The organism is Pseudoalteromonas prydzensis, assembly GCF_011050055.1.
Taxonomy (GTDB): Bacteria; Pseudomonadota; Gammaproteobacteria; order Enterobacterales; family Alteromonadaceae; genus Pseudoalteromonas; species Pseudoalteromonas prydzensis_A.
The window spans coordinates 1-18,371 of record NZ_DRGM01000032.1; the positions used below are offsets into that span (position 1 = coordinate 1).

The following is an 18,371-nucleotide window of genomic DNA, read 5'->3' on the forward strand; positions in this document are numbered from 1 at the left end:
AACAACGTGCATAACGTAACGGATGCAACCAGCTTAAAAACGCGCCTTATCGAATGGACCAGACAACTCAAAGGCACAGCAGAGAAAATCGCAGCTAAGGCTAGCACCAACGTCGGCGCAGCCGACCTATCTTGGTCTAGTGGTAATAACTGTACGCCTATAGCCGTGGGCTCTAGCGCCGAGTTGTTACTCGATATGGTGGGGTGTGACAAAAAACAGATCACAGAGGTTAAAAAGGATCTGATTGCAGGTAAAAGGATCGCTGTAAATGGTCAAACTTACGTAGTTCAAGATGGTGTTTTACAAATTTGGGATGAAAAAGCGCAAATTAAAGAGCAGCGACGCCAGTCTATTGAATCAATGGCGCATAACGAAGCGCAAAATGATGAGTTGTTATCAGTTAATAGCGCACCAACAAAATGCAATCATCTGTTTTACTCACTTACAGAGTCGCAAAGGACATCACTTGAGCAAGGCAATATAGTGATCAGCAATGGTCGAGTGTATTTCACCAGAGGCTTAGACCTTTATAGCTTTGAAAAACTAGATTTAGAACAGCCAAAAGTAGCTATTAAAATACAAGTAACAGAAAAACACTATCAGGCAGCACGCGAACAATACGATTTAGCAAGTCAGTACGCCGCGATTGATGGCCGTTCGTTACCAAATTCAACAAAATTTAAAAAAGGTCACGCTGATGTAATTGGTGATCTTGAAATGGCTAGATTAGTTTTAGCTGGTAAAGCAACGGCCATCAGCGACAACGACTGGTGGGCACTGGATATGATGGCTTAAATGTACCCGTAAGTTACTTAATTGACGGGTACAGTTACGTTTAAGTGTACCCACGAATTAACTAATCCGTAGGTACAGATAAAAATAAAATTAGAAAACGATTGAAGGAGGTAAAACTAACCTAATTGACAATACGCCTTGTGCGGGGCTATAGTAAAAAGGCACTGGCAAAATCCAGTGCCGGGATTGAGACCCCGCAATTATTCACAAGGTGCATTGTCACCAGCTTTTTAGCTGGTTTTTTAATGCTCGCGCTTTAGCTCGCCCAAATTATGGCAGGCTGGAGTGAGGCCACTTCGGTGGGCCGTTTTCCTTGTGTAGCGGTAGTCTCAACCTCGCTTTAGCTTGCCACCCAAAGATTGAGACCTTTGTGTGGTTTAGATACTATTAATTACACAAGAGGTCATTACCATGACTAACCAACTTATTATTTCAAATACCCTAATCCCTGTTGATCACTACAACCGCGTAAACCTAAACGCCCTGCATAAAGCCAGTGGCGAAGGTGATCATAAAAAACCAGCCAAGTGGATGAGATTAGAATCAACAAAAGAATTAAATTGTGAATTAGAGCTAACAGTCAATTTGCAGAGCGGAAATAGCCAAAGGCCAGATTTGGCCTTTGGTGAAAAATTAATAAAAACCACAAGAGGCGGTAACGGTGGCGGCGGCACATTCGCCCACGAACTATTAGCCATTTCTTACGCAGGCTGGATCAGCCCAAAATTTCAATTAGAAGTAAACCGCGTATTTTTACACAGCAAACGCAACGAACCCGAGCTTGCCACGTTGCCAACCCTAAGCGAATTACCCGTATTAGACTTTCCTGAAATGCGCTTAAGTATGTTCATCCCGTTTAGAGATATGTTTGATTGCGGCTGGCGCTTACGTATGAACCAGTTATTTACTACATTGCGCCAGTGCCAACGCAGCAACACACCCATTAGCGTTAAAGACGTAACAGGCCTAGAGCAAGAATTGCGATCACTGCTTCACATTGTCGAAACCCAAAGCAATAAACTCAGCAGCATTCAACGCTTTGTGAATTATTAATACACCACCCTTGCGCAATGCGCAAGGGTGGTGTATTCTTAAAGCTGGCCATGTGGTCAATAACAATGATTAGAGGGATTAACGATGGAAGTACGCTTCGAAAAAACCTCAATCATAACGCTCGAGTCATTACGTGAACCAGTATTGAGTGAAGTAAGTGATGCGTTGTACGCATTACAAGCTGCACCAAATATAGAAGCTTTGGTTTCTGTACTGGGTGATGATGTAGAGCTGGTAGACGATATGCACTTTAACATTGCTATTAAGCTTAACTACCAACATGTTGCCGCATGTTTAAAGGTAGAGCTTAAAAATAATGAAGAAGTGATAGTGACACTTAATAGTTATGATTGATTGAGGGACGCCCCTCCGGGGGCTGACTCAAACCGATTGTAGTGTACTTAGTATTGTTTATCAATAAATGAAATATTATTAATTTAAATATGATTAAGTTAAATATTATTAAATAAGGTCAAAATATAAAGGACAAACCCCATGTCAAACTCACTAGTAGGTATGGAGCGAATAGCTCATATGCTTGAACCCCCAAAGGGTTCTGGGCACTATATAAAAAAATTTATAGAGAAACGCGGGCTAAGCGCAAGTAAAACAGCGCAGCAATTAGATGTTAGCCCATCAACAGTAACTCGGTTATTAGCTGGCGGGGCACTAACCCCAGTAATGGCTGCAAAGTTACATAATGTATTTAATATAGATGAACAGATATTGTTTAATCTGGAAGCACAAGCTAATGTGCAGAAGACACGCGAATTATTACACGCTGTGTGAAATTAAATACTAATTAGTAAAAAGCCCGCAAATAGCGGGCTTTTTAATGCATAAAATTTAAAGTTCCAACAATGAAAGCTGCTGCTCACGCGGTAAGTTTTTAAGTAACGATGCGGCTATTTGCGCGGTGGTTTTACACGGTGGATTCAAGAAGTGATCAAACGATTGCGTAATACGGAACGTAGCCCCGCATTCTTTAGTGTTAGTGCACGAGCAATATAAATTAACAACATGCGCACTTTGTTTTTCACGAGACGTAATCGTTGCTTTAGCTTCACAGTTTGGACAAGTAACCCGCGCCATAACATTCACCAATCGTTAATAAAAAAACACTGTTATTATATACAGTTCTTGCGTGTATACCAAACAACCATTTAATTATTGGATGGTTGCTTGACCCCGATTAATGATATTCAATTGCTTTTCAATTATTTCTAATAGATACTTTCTTTTTAAGATGTTAGGTGTTAACCATATTGATAGTTACATTCGCACAATATATTGTTGTTACATAAAGGAGAAAATATGTATTATTTTGACGACGTGGTTGAAGAGCAAGGTAATGGAGAGTTTTATTTAGCTTTAATAAACACTAATACTACAGAGAAGTATGTTCTAGATAAATTTCGTATTTCGACAACAACGAATGAAATGAAGCTATATATCATATCAGAAGCAGATACATTTAGGTATAATAGGAAACTAAAAAGTAAAGTAGAAATGGATGATCTTGTAAATAAAATTAGCCAAATGGCTGAGGACGTAGACTTCAAAAACAATAGTATTCATAGCCCTTACAGGAAGTAATAGAACTAAGTGCTTTTTTCTATAGCACTTTTATCTACTTATTATCTTAACTATAAACATTAATCAAGTATTGAAATACGACTAAAAATAACAAAACCACTATATAGTTTAACCAAATTAATGGTTAGGTACTTATCTCTAAATCAAAATTAGCTGTAATTCATCACTAATTTCAGGATCATCGTTCATCCTTTTCTTCAGCTGCGTGGTCTCGTTTTTAAAATACATGGTATTGTTTTTAGTTGGGTCGGTAAGGCCGGCCGGAAAGTGTGAGCTAAGAATCAAAAGGGCGAAAAATTCACTCCTCCTCGCCTTCCGCTTTCGTGCAAAAAATGCGTCAAATTGACAACCCCAGTGACACGCCATTAATCGCCAGCCAGCCCAGCAAAAGGATCTGTGAGCAATTTTAAAAAGATCGCATTGTCATAAAGTGACAACCTTTGACAATAAAGTGACAACAAAAAGATCAAATAGCTGGTGATTTACCTAATATTGAAATACTATGAATTTATTATCAGTTAAGTGATAAATGAATTATGAAATATTTACACAAAGGCTCACAAAGCCAAGAGCGATTAGATGCACTTTTATCGTTTGGTAAAAGTACCAGTGAAGATATAAAAGCAGCACTCAGTGATTACTTAGTTCGTGGTATTAGTAAGACTAATGCAGCAACGCTTAATAGTGTTAAAGGACCAAATTTCACAAGAGCACTTAACCGCCTTGAAGTTGTTGCCTGTAAATTTGAAAACGCATTAGAAATTGAATGGTACTCAAAAAGGCAAGATATGAGATTAGAATTAATAAAAGAAAGAGTTGATGCTTTATTGGTTGAGTTAAACTTACTTCTACCCAATGAGAATTTTTCAGATGCAGAGTGGGAAGCTCATAACGATAGGATAGTTAAAAGGCTAGAGCTTGAAATTAACCATATTGGTACAAGCAAACGCAGCACTGAAAATGAACATGTATTCTTGGCCGAAGCATATGGCGAAGTCTTGCAAATATTAGAAAATAAAGATGAGCAGGTAGATGAGAAATTTATAGACAGCATAGATGTTCTTAAACATTGGAAAAGCCAAATACCTAATTGATTTTGTATAAAATAATATGTGGTAAGATGTTATCTAGTTTGATATTAGTATATTTAAAATACTATTTTCTTTTTACATGGAGGTTATTTTGAGTTTACTCATAACGCCAGAAATAAAAACGTCCGTAAAGTTATTCCAAAGCTTAATGAGGATTGTGAATAAAAATAAGGAAGAGTCACTGCTATCAAAATTAGAGCTAGATGGTATTACCATTAGTGAAGCTAAAATCCAGAGCCCTGGTTATTTATCTAGCGTAATACGTACAATTGAAGCTCTTGAGCGAGCATCCACTATAGAAAAAGTGAATATGCTTAAGGAGTTATTCATATTAGGTGATTCAACAGGACTTATTGAAAAACGGCCAGATTTTTACCAAGAAATCCTTTCTATTTTTTCAGAGTTATCCTACAGGGAAATTCTTATTTTATTTTATTTAAATGAAGGAGGTCTTCCTTATACCGATGATCTCCATGTAAAAGAACCTGAACGAGTTGCTGATGACGATAGTTTGCCAAACCCTCAAGAGCAATATGAAGAAGCCATTCAATATTGTGCTTACCAGGTGACTGTCAATTCAGATGTATTGGGGGCTTTACTTGGTAGGTTGTCACGTACTGGTTTGATAGGAAATGCACCAGAATGGACATCATTAGTTTATTTTTTCACTCCACTATATCGAGATCTTAAACAGTTTTTTGCCAAAGAGTTTCATGGTACGTAGAAATAAAAACTTCAAACATAAATAGTGCTAGTCTTTAACTAGCGCTTTCCTTGCTATTACTACGACCGCCCCAAAACACTCTAAACAATCGCATTAACCCAAGGGTTGAAACGGCAATACCCACAATCACAAATTCAAAGTACCAGGGCGCGCCGTTATAGCCCATTGCTTGCCAGCCTTTTTGCATATACGGTTGCATAGCTGGGATAAAATGGCCGATGAATAAACCCAAAAAGAATAAAATGATCACTTCATCCATCATTGTTTTGTCGCGGTTCTTTAAAACCAGCAGGTCATAATCAGCGTCGTTTTGCTCGGCTTGCATGCAGCGCTTTGCTTTAGCATTAAACTGGGCAATTTTGAAATTGTTTTCAGCGCGAGCTACATCAGCGGCCATTTCTGCCGCTATGCGTTTACGCTCAACATAGCCGCCGGTTAAATCGGCTATTGGGTCTGTGATGAACGATAATACTGATTTAATCCATCCCATTATTTTATCCCCCTGATCAATTTAATAAACGCTTTTGGGTCTTTACTAAATGCTTTTATTAGCTTGTCGAACCCTTCAAGCAAGTGTGGGGCCGCGTAGGCAGTTACCCCAATCACGCCTGTTTTTAGGTTTTCGTCAAACCCGCGCCATTCACAAAACATGGCTGATAGGTAGGCTGCAAATATCGCAATCAGCACACTCATAAAATAATGAAAAAACGTAAACTGCCGTTTGCTCAAATACATTTGGATTGCGGCTGCTAAAAAACTCAACATAAGTAATCGCCCCCATTGTTTAATAAATTCGATAACATCAATCCAGCTCATGCGCTTTCCTTAGGTGTTGGGTTTAGGTCTGAATATTCAGGCTCTTTAAAATCAATGTGCTGTGCAGTAGGCAAGTAGTTATTGATCCCTAATACATCTTGCTGCAGGGGCACAACTTCGTTGTTGTAATAGGCGCGGGTGATTTTGTCTAAATCACCAAAGCCGGGGCTGTCGCCAGATGATTGGCCGCTCAGTGCTTCTTGTGCTCGGTGCATGCTGAGCATGTCGTTAAGGGTGATTTTTTTAATGCGTTCAAATTCGTCTTTGGTTGATATGTCGCCCACAGGGGTTATTTTTAACGACTTTTCAGCATCGGCTTTTTGCCCCCTAAAGTTTAAAAATAAACTCCTAAAGTTGCCCGCTGCTTTACTGTCTTGAATGGCTTTTTTAAGTGCGTTTTCATCTTCTAGGCTCATGAACGGGTCGGCCATTGAAAATATAAACCCCATGTGCGCGCCGTTCTTGTAATAGCGGCGGCGAAATAGCGTGGCATCTTCATTGAGTAACGCGGATTGAATACCACCGTAATATTGCGGTATGCCATAAATGCCTTGGGCAGGGTCATACTCTTTTACGTGTATAACTTCACCGGCATTAAAATAAATAGGCTCGTGGCTGCGGTTACTTAATTGCGCATACACACCGCGCGTATCGGTATAACGCATAGTGAGTGCAGGCAAGTGGCGAAGTTTAATTACCTGCCCAAATGCGTTTTTAATAATCTGTAAATAGGCGTTGCCGCTCCACAGTAAATCAAAGGCAAACTTGCTAAGGGCTTGATGGCTCAATAACGGGTTAGGCTTATACCACTTTAAGATCATGTTGCGCTTAAAGTAGAGTATTGGTCCATGTTGGGCATTTACTCGCAGCAACTTAACCAAGCCGTGCAAACTAATGGGCGGTGCATAAATGCCGTTACTGTCACTAAATACCCCAACGTAATCGGTTAGCCGGTTGTCTAAACATGGCTCAGGATCACCAAAGCTAAATGAATCGGTCATTGCGGTACGTTGATTGTAGTTAGGCGCTTGGCCGTTACTTACTTGTAATCGTGGTTTGGTCATTAAGCTGCAATTCCTACAGAGGTTTGACGGTTAAGGGCGTTGCCGTCGAGTGGTTCAAATAACATGGCGTGCATAATTGCCCACGCAATATCGGCATGGCCTGTCGTGGCGGTGCGGTTTGTGGCATAGGTAATTTGGTCGCCAACCACTTTGCGGCGAATATTAATAAACGAGCTGGCAATATTTACCGCGTCCTGGTCAAACTCAAAACGGCGGTTTTGAATAACGTTGATTGCCTTGATCACCATGCGGTTTTTAATAATCGGGTTGTAGTGGATAGGCTCTGCATTATTGTAAAACTTAGTGATAAGCTCCCACACCCCGTAACCAATGCCTGTGGTATCTACGCCAATATGTACCACGTTGTATTTTTCGGTGAGGAGCTTTATTTCAGCGGCCATGGCTTCAAAGTCATTGCCGCTTAAATCAAGTGCTTCTAGTAGGCGGAATTTTTCGCCGGGTTTCATCGGGGCGCTGAGTACGGCAACACTGGCTTTGTCGCCAAAGCGGGCAGGGTCAAAACCAATGACGACAGGTTTTAAACCATAGGGGCGCTCATACTCTAAATCAAAGTCATCCCATTTGGTTGAGTCACCAACACAGGCCATGATTTGTTTAAGGTTAAACGCGCTGTGGGCATCATCAATAAACTTACACATAAACAAGTTATTAAACTCATCCGTGCTGTATTCGTTTTCAAGTACGCTAATATCAATGCGGTCAAAGCCTGAGTTAACCACATCGTGCACGGTGAGCATTTGGCGCCAAATACCATCGTCACACAGCATCCCGTTTTTAAGCGTTTTATGGCTAACATCAATCGCAAATTCAGGATCGTTACAAGCTTTAGTTTTGCGGTACCATTTACCATTCCAATGGTCGTATGCTTCGTGGCTTGTAACACTTGGCGTACTAAAGTAGGTAACACGCAAATGTTTATGCGTCATCATAGCCTGTGCTAAACCACGCAAGTTTTTATAGTTCGGTATCCAAAACACTTCATCTATATATAAGTCGCCCGACTCAGATTGAGCAGTACGCGCATTAGTTGACTTAAATATCAGCTTAACCGTTTTTCCGCCGGCTAAATTAAGCACCATAGGTGAGCCGGTTAATTCAATATTAAAATGCTCACGGCACAGCGCTACAATATTGGCTTTAAATACTTCGGCTTGATCGCGGCTCGCGGATATAAATATTTTATTGCGGCCATTTACAACGGCATCAACAAACGCTTCAAACGCAAAATAGAATGTCGCGCCAATTTGGCGCGGTTTTAATATAAAGCGGGCGCGGTGATCTTGGTTATCAAACCAATGTTTTTGATGTGGATAAAGTAGTTTGTCTTTAAGCTCGTTGAGCATTTCAACAGTAATGCCTGAGCAATCGTTCTTCTTTTTCTTCTTCGATTTTTTATTACTGCCACCGCCATTATTGTCCCCTGCATCATCGTTACTAGCGCGTTGTTTAGGGGCGGGTGCCAGTTTGCTTTTATTAAGCGCGCATAATTGGCGCGTACAAAAATCTAACTCTTTGTAGTCGGCATCGGTTTTATCGTCTTTATCGGCCAGCACATTAATGCGTTTGCTATACGCCATTTCTGCATTATAGCTTGGGCACATGTCCTCCCACTTTCCAGATTCAGCCCAACGGCGAACGCTACGCGCACTTGGCATATCGTCAAGCTCGGCTATTTCATCAACCGTGTAGCCCTCAACAACATACAAATCTTGTGCTTTTTTGCGTATGTCTGGTCCGTAGTTCGCCTTCATATTGCACCGCTTTTATTAATCCATAGCGGCAGTGTATTCGTTATAAAGCGCTTAATCTGTCAGTCAAAAACCTAACCATTCCTAAAAGTTAAATATAGGAATTTCAAAAAGTTAAACCGTTGGAAAGGAATAAAAAGAGGGTGCAAACTGCAACTACTTTAAAGCAATACGCTTAATTTGCACATATTTAAAAAGGGTTGTTTATGTCAGGTCAACTACGTACTAAACCGTTATCGATTGCCGCTGTAGGCATGACCGTTGACGGCCGTGAAATATCAGAGCAAGACGTAGCCGACATAGTAGAAACCTACAACCCGCGCAAATATGGCGCCCGCATTAATATTGATCACGAATTTAATTGGTCTGGCTGGGCCGCTAAAAACTTACATAACGTAGATATACCCGGCATGTTGGGCGATGTAGTAAGCGTTGAAGCCTATGAAAACGAAGAAGGCGTAGTGTGTTTATACGCCGTGCTTGCCCCCAATCAAGGGTTTGTTGAGCTGAACAAAGCAGACCAAGCAGTTTACTTTAGTATCGAAATTAGCCGCGATTTTATGGGCTCTGGCAAAACCTACCTAACCGGCTTAGCAGTGACCGACTACCCAGCGAGCTGCTACACCGACCGAATCCATTTCAGTAGTAAGAGCAAACCAGACGACAAGGAAGTCGCCTTATTAACCGTTGATTTAGGGTCATGTGAGCCAATCGACACACCACCTAAAAAACCCTTTTTTAAACGACTATTCGCAAAGGAAGACCCCGACATGAACGAAACACAATTAGCCAATGCATTAAAAGATGCACTCGGCACACCGCTTACCTAATTTGGCAAAAAGCTCGACGGCGTGATCACGAAGCTTGATTCATTCTCAACCACACAAGTGGAAGACGAAGAAACGCCGCCAGAAGGCGAACAAAGCACAGAGCTAAGCCAAGTTAAAGAAGAATTATCTTCAACTAAGCAGCTGCTTACTGAGCTAACCGATAAGTTTGAAAAAGCATTAAAAGCACCTGCGGGTGACACAACCGACGCCGACGACGAACCCGAAGGCGAAGAAGGCAAATACAGCAAATTGCTGTAAGTGCATCACCTTAACATTACTTAGCAACACGCAGGAAAGCAGATGAAGACAAGAACCCAAGAATTATTTGTCGCCATTATGGCAGGCATGGCCGTTAACTACGGTGTTACCTCAATGAGCGAGCAATTTAATGTAGAGCCTACAGTTGAGCAGCGTTTATATGACGCCGTTTATGAGTCAGCTGAATTTTTACAGATGATCAACACCGCACCGGTTGATGACCTTGTTGGTCAATCGGTGATCATGAGTGTAGACGGTGGTATTACAGGCCGTGCAGGGGTTGAAACTGACGATACCAAAGAGCGTAAAACCCGCGATGTATCAAAGCTCGCTAAGCGTGAATACCGTTGTTACCCGGTTGAATGTGACATTCATATCACATGGGTAAAAATGGATCAGTGGTCTAAGTTCCCTGATTTTCATAATCGCTATCGTAACCACGTTCGCCAAGCAATCGCACTCGACATTATTAAAATTGGTTGGAATGGTACACACGTAGCCGATACAACCGACATTACAGCCTACCCAATGATGAACGATGTAAACATTGGTGGTTGCAGTTGATCCGCCGCGATGCTCCAGAGCGTGCAATTAGTGAAGGCGCAACCGCTGGCGAAATTCGCATTGGTGCCGGTGGCGATTACGAAAACTTAGACCAAGCGGTGCACGACGCATTGCAAGGTATTCCTGAGCATAAGCGTGCAAATATGGTAGCCATTATTGGCGACGAGTTATTAGCGCACGACAAAAATAAGCTCTACGCAAAACAAGCCCATACGCCAAGCGAAAAAACCAAGATTGAATTGCAGCAGGTGATTGATACCTACGGCGGTTTGATGACTTACAAAATCCCGTTTTTCCCCGCACGCGGCATTTTAGTCACCAGTTTTGACAACTTAAGTCACTACGTACAAACGGGCTCAACGCGTACCAGTGTAGAAAACAACGCCAAGAAAAAGCGCGTTGAGGACTACCTATCACGCAACGATTGCTACTACGTAGAAGACCTTGAAAAAGTCATGTACTTCGAGTCTACCAGCATCAAGTTACCAAATGCCGCCGGCGACGCGTGGGCATAGCAGCTTGATTATTTAGCAGCAGTTAGCCGCCCTATATTCCTTGTTTCGGGACGGCTTTTTTTCACAAAATTAAAGAGTGTTTTTAAATGAGCTTAGTCAAAAAATCATTAGCCAAAGCAGCAAGCAGCGTACCAACAAGCACTGACAAAAAAGCGCCAACGGTCGCGGCTACAGCCACGAACACCCATGCGCCAACCACTATCACTACGCAAACCGAGTACCAGCTTTATGCAGCGGCCATCGAATCTGACTTAGCTCAACTAAAAACATTTACTGATATTGCAGATAAAGCGACTTACAAATCTGAAGCGTTAGAGCGCCAGGATTACTTAGGTTACATCAATCAATATCGACTAAGCGGCCAGTGCCACCCGAACACGGTTTTAGCATGGGTGTTCATTTGGTTGGTTGATCTTAAACGCTGGGATGCAGTACTGGAATTATTGCCATTTATGGTTGAGCAAAAGCAACCACTGCCAACGGTATTTAATACCAAGCATTGGCCTACGTTCGTTATCGACCAACTCTATGACGATGCAAATTACTACCTAACAGAATCAAAGCAGCAAGGATTATTTGATATTAGCTACGTACTGCGCGGCCTGATCAATACCGTAAAAAATCAAGATTGGAACGGCCTTGAAGTAGTGGGCGGTAAATTGTACGCCATTGCTGCCAAGGTTGATGCAGCCCAGCACAACTATGGTAATGCACTGTTATTTGCAGAGCACGCCCAAGAGATCAACGACAAAGCAGGGGTTAAAGGTTTAGTCGATAAGCTAACGAAACAGTTAAAAGGGATCGTTAGCGAATAACAGCTCCAACGCCGGTGGGCAACTTAGCACTTCGTCAGCATTCGTTGTTTGGCGTCTTGTGACTAAGTGGCGCCCACACCCAATTTAATGTGTGTTTTACAGGTGCAATATGAACTTAAGCGGTATGCCACAAGCAGATTTACAAAGCATCAATGTTGATGTGCCAGGTAATGGCTATTACCCAGCATTGAGCACCGCGTATTTTATTGAGCACTACGCAGTTGCCCAAGAGTACGCCAGCAAAAGTGCGCTGCTTGTTGAAAAGCTAAAGCGTGCACAGGGTGAAATTAATCAAGAATTAGAAGATGTTCAGCTTACTAATGGCGAACCACTGAACGCGCAACAAGTCATGTTTTATCACGATGCGGTGTACAGCAAAGCTAAGGCGCATTTATTGGTATCAAAGCTTGGCAGTACGCACCGAGACAACGCAACAGCACAAAGCCAAACGGCCATTGATAATTATGATCACTGGCAACGCGAAAGCCTAAACGCCATGCGTTTACTGCAAGCACTGAGTCCTAACTTATCGGTAGCGCTGTTATGAGCAAGAGCAAAATAGCAACGCTTAAACAGCATTTAGCCAGCGCCGAATATCAAGGGCATAAGCTTGCGCTCGATACCCAGTTTGATAGCTGGATAGAAGGCGGGCGCATAGAGCCAAGCAGCAAAACCATTAACGGCAATGGCGTATTAGCCGCGCGGTTTTATTACTCAGGGGTGATCAGTATCAACCCATGCTTTGCACCGGCTGCGCTCATTTGTGCCTTTGCCTCGTTTTGGTTGCAAAACAATGGGGGTCGTTATGACAGCACCGACATTGAATTTACCGCCGACGTAAACGATGACAACAGCAACGAAGTAGAGCTAACGATAGAGCAGTTATGTGAAGACATCGAGCTAATACATACACCCAACGGCCCGTTTGAATTAAACAGCAAGCGTTACGACTTTGGTGAGCAAAGTCTATGGATAGCTGAAGCGTTCACACTTGAAGGTCAAGTAAGCCGTGCTTAACGTCAAATTTGACGAAGGGCGCAGTAAAGAACAATTAGCGTTTTTACAGCTTAAGCCCAATAAACGCCGCAACCTATTGCGCAGTGCAATACGTGCAGCAAACAAAAGCAGTAAAGAGCGCATTACTGGGCAGCGTGATCTGGTAGGTAAAACATGGCAAGGCAGAGCCAACGGCAAAAAAAAGAAAATGCTCACCAAGCTAAAGCGCAACATGAAAGTACGTTACGGCGCCAATAGCGCAGGGGTTTATTTTAGAGGTGGCAACAGCGGCAAAATAGCCCGCGCTCATCAAGAGGGTGTAAGCCTAGATGCAGGCAAGCCAAAAGGTAAAGCCGCACAAAATAAAGAGGGCCCAGCCACGCGTAATTTAGCCCGGGCACTAATAGCCGAGGGTTACACAATTCCACGCGGCAAAGGCAAGGGCAGTAAGCGCCCCAGCATTAAATGGATTACAGAAAATTTAAGTATTAACCAAGCAGGGTTTTTACTGCGTGATTTAAAGGGCAGCTCAGGCAAGAGCTCATGGCAAATTGATTTGCCTGCCCGCTCTTTTTTAGGGCAAACCGTTACTGAACAAAAACAGCAACAAAGTTTTATTTTAAACAAAGCTATGCAAGTGGCGTAGCGCAAAGCAAAAGGAACGACCATGGCACAAGGTAAAGTATCCGTTGCCGCCATTCAAACAGGCAGTGGCGCTACAAAACAAGTAGAGCGCAGCGTATTATTTTTAGGCCAAGCGCCCGAAAAGAATGGCAGCATTTTACCCATTAACGCACAAAGTGATTTTGATGATTTGTTTGGCGCCGCCGACTCACCATTAAAAACCCAAGTAAAAGCATGGCAACGCAACGGCGACGACCTAGTCAGTGGCTATGCCATCCCGCATGGCGCCGGTGATGATGTAATGGCCTTAATTGATGAAGCAATGGATCAAGACATCAGTCCTGAAATCATTGTTATTTGTACGCCCGTCACTGGTAAAGCCGAAATCGAAAGCTATCAAGCAAAAGCGCTTGAAATCCTGTCAGGCCAATCGCGTTACGTGCGCTTTTTATTAGCGGCACCAGGTTTAACGCCTGAGCAAAATTGGTCAGATTTAGTCACTGCATTACAGCCTTTAACTGATGGTGTAGTAGGCGAACGCGTTGCAGTGATCCCGCTTTTATTTGGTGATGAACTCGGCGGCGTAACAGGGCGTTTATGTAAAAGCTCAGTCACTATTGCTGATAGCCCAATGCGTGTACTGACTGGGGCATTGTCACTTATGCCACACCCAACTGATGCAGCAGGCAAACCGCTTACTAATTCAACCACTGCGGCACTGGATGCACAGCGTTTTAGTTGTACGCAATTTTACCCTGATTTTGACGGCACGTATTTTGGCGATGTAAACATGCTGGATGCTGAAGGCGGTGATTTCCAAAAAATCGAAATAGGCCGCATTGTCGATAAAGCCGCGCGTGCCGTTCGCATCATCGGTATTCAAAACGTTAAAAACCGCCGCTTAAACAATAGCAGCACCGGCATTGAATTTGGTAAACGCATTATGGGTAAACCACTGCGTGATATGGCGCGATCAGTCAACATCGGCGCCGACAAATTCCCCGGTTTAATTGACGCCCCAAAAGACGACAGTATTAACCTCACGTTTATGGATGCGACCACGTTGCAAGTTGTGCTTAAGGTTAAGCCAATCGATTCACCCAGCACCATTATTGTTGGGATCATGTTAGATAACGCAGAGTAGGAGCGCGAACATGCAAAAGGTATTAGGCGGTAAAGACTTCGATATTTTTATCGGGGGCTCGATGGTTCACGTTATGGAAGCCACTTGCAAAATTACGGATGGGCGCACCGTTAAAAAAGTGCGTGGTATTCCAAAAGGATTTATTGATGGCGACGTTGAAGGCGAAGTAACGCTAAAACTCGATCACGAAAACTGGTTATTAGTGCAAGCGCAAGCCGAAAAAGCAGGCAGTTGGAAAGGCATTGAACCGTTTGATGTGGCATTTAATGCAGAAGTAGCCGCCGGTAAAAAGAACGTTGAAGCGTTTGGTTGCTTGCCGCAGTTAGACGAAATTTTAAACATCAAAGCCGATGGCGGCGAAGAAGACACCACAACAATTAAGTGTCCGATCACCAGCCCTGATTTTGTCAAAATTAACGGCGTGCCTTATCTAACCGCTGATGAAGTGAGAGATCTGTAATGACTAAAGCCATTCGCACACTGACTGCCACAACATTACTAAGCACCCTGCAAGCATGTGGGCATAAAGTATTTGAGGGTGAATTAAACCTAAACATTATAGGTATTCGCCATGCAAACACCCGCGCCAACACGTTTAACGATGCAATTTGTGTGTTGTATCAGCAAAACAGCGAATGGCAGTTAAAGCAGTTCAAAGCCACAACGGATGCCGGTATTTACTGGCGTAAACACCCAATGAATGTAGATGGTACAGCCGTGCTAATTGCAGGGCAGCATAAAAGCCTGTGGACATTGGGTTATCACCAAGGCAAATACCGTGCCCTTGTACAACATAAACCGGTTGTTGTTCTACGGGATAACAACCACGACACCGAGTTAGACACGGATGTCACACCTCAAGCAGTACTACAACAAGGTTACTTTGGCATTAATTGCCACCGCGCAAACAGCAAGGTCACATCAACGCAAGTTGATAAATGGTCAGCCGGTTGCCAGGTGTTTGCAAACCCAAATGACTTTGATGAATTTATTGCTTTGTGTGAGCAATCAGCAGCCAAGTATGGCCCTTATTTTACCTACACACTGCTAGAGCAAGCAGATATTAAAGAGAGTATTGATCATGGCGTTTGAGAAACACATCACATTAGAAACCCCCGTTGGCGAAATTACATTTAACGTCAATGGCGCTGATTACAACAAATACATTAACTCGACTCAGCCGAACAACAAGGTGCAGCCGGCGACTAACTTTTTATTAAACACAGTGGTTGAAGCCGACGCTAAAAAGCTCAAAGAGCTGGTACAGCAACCGGGTGCCGCATTGTTTTTAGTGGGTGCCATTGTTGAAGAATACCAACCCGAGTTTAATTTTACGGTAAAAAAATCGAAAGCCGAGCCAAGCAAATAGGCAAAAGCAGGCTTGATCAGTTACTGGCATACCACGCTAAATATTTTGGCAATTTACCAGTAACTGACGAGAGCTTGGCACAGGCGCTTTACCTTGAAACATCACAGCAAGAAAACTTTGTAACCGCCGTAAATAACGGCATTTGCACAGCATTAGGCGGCGAGTAATTAATGGCAACACTCAGCAAATTAGACAAGCTTACTTATTCAATCGGCATCATTGACAAAGTCACTGGCCCGGTTAATAAAGTCATGGCTAAAATTAATCAGCTGAGCCAGCAAACCGCCGCCGCCCAAGATCAAATGATGCGTGGCGCAGCCACAGCCGTCGGTGGTGGTTACGCCCTTGCAAAATCACTTGCGCCCGCTATTGATCACGTTGCCGCTTTAGGTGAAGTGCAATCACTGGGCGTTACTGACGACGCCTTGCAACAACTGACTAAAACCTCCTATAAGTTTGGTTTTCAATTTGGTGGTAACTCTGCCGAGTTTGTTCGCAGTGCTTACGATATTCAATCAGCCATTAACGGCTTAAATGGGTTTGAGCTATCAGAGTTCACCAAAACATCAAACATATTAGCCGTAGCGACTAAAGCGGATGCGGCCACCATCACCAGTTATATGGGCACCATGTATGGCATCTTTGAAAAAACAGCTAATAAGATGGGCAAAGCGAACTGGGTAAACCAAATAGCAGGGCAAACCGCCACCGCCGTACAGCTTTACAAAACCACCGGTGCAGAAATGCAAGCCGCGTTTTCAAACCTTGGCGCGACCGCGACAAACATTGGCTTAAGCTCGGCTCAACAATTCGCGTTAGTGGGCGAACTGCAACTGGTTGCTAAATCAGGATCAGTGGCTGGTACACAAGCGGCTTCATTATTACAAGGGATTGGCAAAGCACAAGATGCATTAGGTATAAAATTAACCGCTGATAACGGCGACATGCTCGCAATTGATGTGGTGCTAGGGCGTATTAATAACCGCTTATCCTCACTGGGCTCTGTAGCGCGTGGCGATGTACTTACCCAAATATTTGGTAAACAAGGTGCAAAAGCCGTTGATGTACTCAGTACTAAGGTAGACAAATTAAAAGACGGCATCACCGTTTTTGAAAACGTACAAGACAATTCCAAAGCCTTGGAGATGGCAAACATCATTGCCAGCCCATGGGATCGTTTAGGCGGTTCATTTAATGCAGCGGCCACCGCAATGGGTAACCGCTTATTGCCGGTGGTTGAGCCGTTCGTTGAAATGCTCGCCGCCGGCTTTGCGGGCATTGTGTCACTGACTGAGCGATTCCCATTTTTATCAAGCGTGATCGCAACACTGGTTGTGGTTATCGTCGCGCTGATCACGGTTCATGGCATCATTATTTTTACCATGGGCCTGTATAAAATGGCGCTCGTTTCAACTGCCGCGTTGACTGGTGGTTTAACCGTACTAACAAAGCTATGGCAGGGTGCGTTAATCGCACTGCGTGTACTGGGCTTTTTATCACTCATTGCAACGATGGGCGCGGCGGCCATTGCCATTGGCACATTTAAAGCGGTTATGCTTGCAGGTCAAGCGGCTACGTGGTTATTTAATGCGGCGCTTTGGGCAAACCCAATTACGTGGGTGGTAGCAGGTGTTATTGCGCTCATCGCAGCCGTAGGGGCACTTATCTATTATTGGGATGATTTAGTGGCTGCGTTTCAAAAAACCGCTTGGGGCAAAGTATTAATGGCGGTGTTTGATAGTGTGAAAGCGGCCTTTAATGGGGTAATTGATAGTGTTAAATGGGTGCTTGAAAAACTCGGCTTGATTGACGATACCGAGGCAAAAATAAAAACAGAGGCAACCTCAACACACGAAAACATTCACCGTGCTCAGCCTAGCAATTTAGTCATGCAAAATGCAGATCAAGCGTTCAGCCGCGACTACGGCCAAGCCGTGATCAACAAAGCCGCGCAAGTACCAGGCAACAAAGTCAGCGCCAACCATGCTGCAGTGAATGATGTTACATATTCAAATCGAACGCAGTTAAACGCAGGCCAAACGAATAATGCTATTAATTCAGCATTACAAAGTAGTCATGCCATTGAGCAAACAAATAACGCGCTGACACAAAGCAACGGGTTAAATAACAGTGCTGTAGATTCAGTTGTAGCAAATGCACACACCAACGCAGTAACCACAGCCGCAAATGATGCTGTTTATTTAACAAGCACAGCAATGAGCAATGCAACTAACTCAACATTGCAAAATAGCATTGCTACAAACCAAACAAGTAACACGCAGGCACAAACCAGTGCGTTAAATAACAGTGCCATAAATTCAGTTGTAGCGAATGCACAAACCAACGCA

The 18,371-nt window shown here is 43.2% G+C and carries 21 protein-coding genes and 3 pseudogenes; 19 read left to right on the forward strand and 5 right to left on the reverse strand.

Annotation, left to right across the window (positions count from 1 at the left end; all coding sequences use genetic code 11):
* The 4 genes and pseudogenes from ENH88_RS02555 to ENH88_RS02570 all read left to right on the forward strand — a co-directional run.
* Positions 1-795: pseudogene (locus ENH88_RS02555) on the forward strand (replication endonuclease); the annotation flags it as partial.
* A gap of 411 nt (positions 796-1,206) precedes the next feature.
* A complete protein-coding gene (locus tag ENH88_RS02560; RefSeq protein WP_304179112.1) occupies positions 1,207-1,848 on the forward strand; it encodes a KilA-N domain-containing protein in 642 nt (213 codons plus the stop codon).
* An 84-nt stretch (positions 1,849-1,932) separates the two neighbouring features.
* Positions 1,933-2,202: a hypothetical protein gene (locus tag ENH88_RS02565; RefSeq protein WP_304179116.1), complete on the forward strand. Its 270-nt coding sequence runs from the start codon at positions 1,933-1,935 to the stop codon at positions 2,200-2,202.
* A 141-nt stretch (positions 2,203-2,343) separates the two neighbouring features.
* On the forward strand, positions 2,344-2,637 hold the full coding sequence (locus ENH88_RS02570) for a helix-turn-helix transcriptional regulator (RefSeq protein WP_304179118.1): 294 nt from the start codon (positions 2,344-2,346) through the stop codon (positions 2,635-2,637).
* A gap of 57 nt (positions 2,638-2,694) precedes the next feature.
* Here ENH88_RS02570 and ENH88_RS02575 read toward each other — a convergent pair whose 3' ends face one another.
* Positions 2,695-2,940 carry an ogr/Delta-like zinc finger family protein gene (locus tag ENH88_RS02575; RefSeq protein ID WP_304179120.1) on the reverse strand — a complete coding sequence of 82 codons (246 nt, stop codon included), beginning with the start codon at positions 2,938-2,940 and terminating at the stop codon, positions 2,695-2,697.
* A 222-nt stretch (positions 2,941-3,162) separates the two neighbouring features.
* Between ENH88_RS02575 and ENH88_RS02580 the strand changes: the two genes are divergently transcribed.
* The 3 genes from ENH88_RS02580 (at position 3,163) to ENH88_RS02590 (ending at position 5,259) form a co-directional block, all read left to right on the forward strand.
* The gene (locus ENH88_RS02580; protein WP_304179121.1) at positions 3,163-3,444 is read left to right on the forward strand and encodes a hypothetical protein; all 282 of its coding nucleotides are present in this window, start codon (positions 3,163-3,165) and stop codon (positions 3,442-3,444) included.
* A 536-nt stretch (positions 3,445-3,980) separates the two neighbouring features.
* Complete coding sequence (locus tag ENH88_RS02585; RefSeq protein WP_304179123.1) at positions 3,981-4,538, forward strand: hypothetical protein; 558 nt, start codon at positions 3,981-3,983, stop codon at positions 4,536-4,538.
* Positions 4,539-4,692: 154 nt separating this feature from the next.
* Positions 4,693-5,259, forward strand: a complete 567-nt coding sequence (locus ENH88_RS02590; protein WP_304179124.1) for a hypothetical protein — start codon at positions 4,693-4,695, stop codon at positions 5,257-5,259.
* 34 nt (positions 5,260-5,293) lie between these two features.
* On the opposite strand, the gene ENH88_RS02595 is transcribed toward ENH88_RS02590, so the two are convergent.
* Genes ENH88_RS02595 through ENH88_RS02610 form a run of 4 tightly spaced genes read right to left on the reverse strand, consistent with a single transcriptional unit; the run spans position 5,294 to position 8,911 of the window.
* Positions 5,294-5,749: a hypothetical protein gene (locus tag ENH88_RS02595; RefSeq protein WP_304179125.1), complete on the reverse strand. Its 456-nt coding sequence runs from the start codon at positions 5,747-5,749 to the stop codon at positions 5,294-5,296.
* Positions 5,749-6,075 (reverse strand): phage holin family protein, encoded by a 327-nt coding sequence (locus ENH88_RS02600; protein WP_064435750.1) that lies wholly within the window; start codon positions 6,073-6,075, stop codon positions 5,749-5,751. Before ENH88_RS02600 ends, ENH88_RS02595 begins: the two co-directional genes overlap by 1 nt.
* Entirely contained in the window at positions 6,072-7,139 is a 1,068-nt protein-coding gene (locus tag ENH88_RS02605; RefSeq protein WP_304179129.1) for a phage portal protein, read from the reverse strand. The genes ENH88_RS02600 and ENH88_RS02605 overlap by 4 nt, the downstream gene beginning before the upstream one ends.
* On the reverse strand, positions 7,139-8,911 hold the full coding sequence (locus ENH88_RS02610; protein WP_304179132.1) for a terminase large subunit domain-containing protein: 1,773 nt from the start codon (positions 8,909-8,911) through the stop codon (positions 7,139-7,141). The genes ENH88_RS02605 and ENH88_RS02610 overlap by 1 nt, the downstream gene beginning before the upstream one ends.
* Before the next feature lie 203 nt (positions 8,912-9,114).
* Between ENH88_RS02610 and ENH88_RS02615 the strand changes: the two are divergent.
* The 12 genes and pseudogenes from ENH88_RS02615 to ENH88_RS02670 all read left to right on the forward strand — a co-directional run.
* Positions 9,115-9,996 (forward strand): annotated as a pseudogene (locus tag ENH88_RS02615) (GPO family capsid scaffolding protein).
* A gap of 114 nt (positions 9,997-10,110) precedes the next feature.
* A pseudogene (locus ENH88_RS02625) lies at positions 10,111-11,075 on the forward strand (phage major capsid protein, P2 family).
* An 86-nt stretch (positions 11,076-11,161) separates the two neighbouring features.
* On the forward strand, positions 11,162-11,890 hold the full coding sequence (gpM, locus tag ENH88_RS02630) for a phage terminase small subunit (protein WP_304179140.1): 729 nt from the start codon (positions 11,162-11,164) through the stop codon (positions 11,888-11,890).
* Between the two features lie 109 nt (positions 11,891-11,999).
* Positions 12,000-12,437, forward strand: coding sequence for a head completion/stabilization protein (locus ENH88_RS02635; RefSeq protein ID WP_304179142.1), 438 nt, complete (start codon positions 12,000-12,002; stop codon positions 12,435-12,437).
* Positions 12,434-12,907: a phage tail protein gene (locus ENH88_RS02640; RefSeq protein WP_304179143.1), complete on the forward strand. Its 474-nt coding sequence runs from the start codon at positions 12,434-12,436 to the stop codon at positions 12,905-12,907. The genes ENH88_RS02635 and ENH88_RS02640 overlap by 4 nt, the downstream gene beginning before the upstream one ends.
* Entirely contained in the window at positions 12,900-13,532 is a 633-nt protein-coding gene (locus ENH88_RS02645; RefSeq protein ID WP_304179145.1) for a phage virion morphogenesis protein, read from the forward strand. The genes ENH88_RS02640 and ENH88_RS02645 overlap by 8 nt, the downstream gene beginning before the upstream one ends.
* A gap of 21 nt (positions 13,533-13,553) precedes the next feature.
* Positions 13,554-14,654 carry a DUF2586 domain-containing protein gene (locus ENH88_RS02650; protein WP_304179147.1) on the forward strand — a complete coding sequence of 367 codons (1,101 nt, stop codon included), beginning with the start codon at positions 13,554-13,556 and terminating at the stop codon, positions 14,652-14,654.
* A 10-nt stretch (positions 14,655-14,664) separates the two neighbouring features.
* The gene (locus tag ENH88_RS02655; protein WP_182739199.1) at positions 14,665-15,114 is read left to right on the forward strand and encodes a phage protein; all 450 of its coding nucleotides are present in this window, start codon (positions 14,665-14,667) and stop codon (positions 15,112-15,114) included.
* On the forward strand, positions 15,114-15,746 hold the full coding sequence (locus tag ENH88_RS02660) for a hypothetical protein (protein WP_304179152.1): 633 nt from the start codon (positions 15,114-15,116) through the stop codon (positions 15,744-15,746). The genes ENH88_RS02655 and ENH88_RS02660 overlap by 1 nt, the downstream gene beginning before the upstream one ends.
* Positions 15,736-16,023, forward strand: a complete 288-nt coding sequence (locus ENH88_RS02665; protein ID WP_169019525.1) for a putative phage tail assembly chaperone — start codon at positions 15,736-15,738, stop codon at positions 16,021-16,023. The genes ENH88_RS02660 and ENH88_RS02665 overlap by 11 nt, the downstream gene beginning before the upstream one ends.
* Before the next feature lie 23 nt (positions 16,024-16,046).
* On the forward strand, positions 16,047-16,190 hold the full coding sequence (locus ENH88_RS23170) for a DUF6890 family protein (RefSeq protein ID WP_409076818.1): 144 nt from the start codon (positions 16,047-16,049) through the stop codon (positions 16,188-16,190).
* Between the two features lie 3 nt (positions 16,191-16,193).
* Positions 16,194-18,371: phage tail tape measure protein (locus ENH88_RS02670; RefSeq protein WP_304179156.1), on the forward strand; the 2,178-nt coding region annotated here is incomplete at its 3' end.

What these genes read in the sequence shown, in the direction of transcription:
- ENH88_RS02560 (WP_304179112.1), top strand. Translation starts at nt 1,207, where the DNA reads ATGACTAACCAACTTATTATTTCAAATACCCTAATCCCTGTTGATCAC.
- ENH88_RS02565 (WP_304179116.1), top strand. Translation starts at nt 1,933, where the DNA reads ATGGAAGTACGCTTCGAAAAAACCTCAATCATAACGCTCGAGTCATTA.
- ENH88_RS02570 (WP_304179118.1), top strand. Translation starts at nt 2,344, where the DNA reads ATGTCAAACTCACTAGTAGGTATGGAGCGAATAGCTCATATGCTTGAA.
- ENH88_RS02575 (WP_304179120.1), bottom strand. Translation starts at nt 2,940, where the DNA reads ATGGCGCGGGTTACTTGTCCAAACTGTGAAGCTAAAGCAACGATTACG.
- ENH88_RS02580 (WP_304179121.1), top strand. Translation starts at nt 3,163, where the DNA reads ATGTATTATTTTGACGACGTGGTTGAAGAGCAAGGTAATGGAGAGTTT.
- ENH88_RS02585 (WP_304179123.1), top strand. Translation starts at nt 3,981, where the DNA reads ATGAAATATTTACACAAAGGCTCACAAAGCCAAGAGCGATTAGATGCA.
- ENH88_RS02595 (WP_304179125.1), bottom strand. Translation starts at nt 5,749, where the DNA reads ATGGGATGGATTAAATCAGTATTATCGTTCATCACAGACCCAATAGCC.
- ENH88_RS02600 (WP_064435750.1), bottom strand. Translation starts at nt 6,075, where the DNA reads ATGAGCTGGATTGATGTTATCGAATTTATTAAACAATGGGGGCGATTA.
- ENH88_RS02605 (WP_304179129.1), bottom strand. Translation starts at nt 7,139, where the DNA reads ATGACCAAACCACGATTACAAGTAAGTAACGGCCAAGCGCCTAACTAC.
- ENH88_RS02610 (WP_304179132.1), bottom strand. Translation starts at nt 8,911, where the DNA reads ATGAAGGCGAACTACGGACCAGACATACGCAAAAAAGCACAAGATTTG.
- gpM (WP_304179140.1), top strand. Translation starts at nt 11,162, where the DNA reads ATGAGCTTAGTCAAAAAATCATTAGCCAAAGCAGCAAGCAGCGTACCA.
- ENH88_RS02635 (WP_304179142.1), top strand. Translation starts at nt 12,000, where the DNA reads ATGAACTTAAGCGGTATGCCACAAGCAGATTTACAAAGCATCAATGTT.
- ENH88_RS02640 (WP_304179143.1), top strand. Translation starts at nt 12,434, where the DNA reads ATGAGCAAGAGCAAAATAGCAACGCTTAAACAGCATTTAGCCAGCGCC.
- ENH88_RS02650 (WP_304179147.1), top strand. Translation starts at nt 13,554, where the DNA reads ATGGCACAAGGTAAAGTATCCGTTGCCGCCATTCAAACAGGCAGTGGC.
- ENH88_RS02655 (WP_182739199.1), top strand. Translation starts at nt 14,665, where the DNA reads ATGCAAAAGGTATTAGGCGGTAAAGACTTCGATATTTTTATCGGGGGC.
- ENH88_RS02660 (WP_304179152.1), top strand. Translation starts at nt 15,114, where the DNA reads ATGACTAAAGCCATTCGCACACTGACTGCCACAACATTACTAAGCACC.
- ENH88_RS02665 (WP_169019525.1), top strand. Translation starts at nt 15,736, where the DNA reads ATGGCGTTTGAGAAACACATCACATTAGAAACCCCCGTTGGCGAAATT.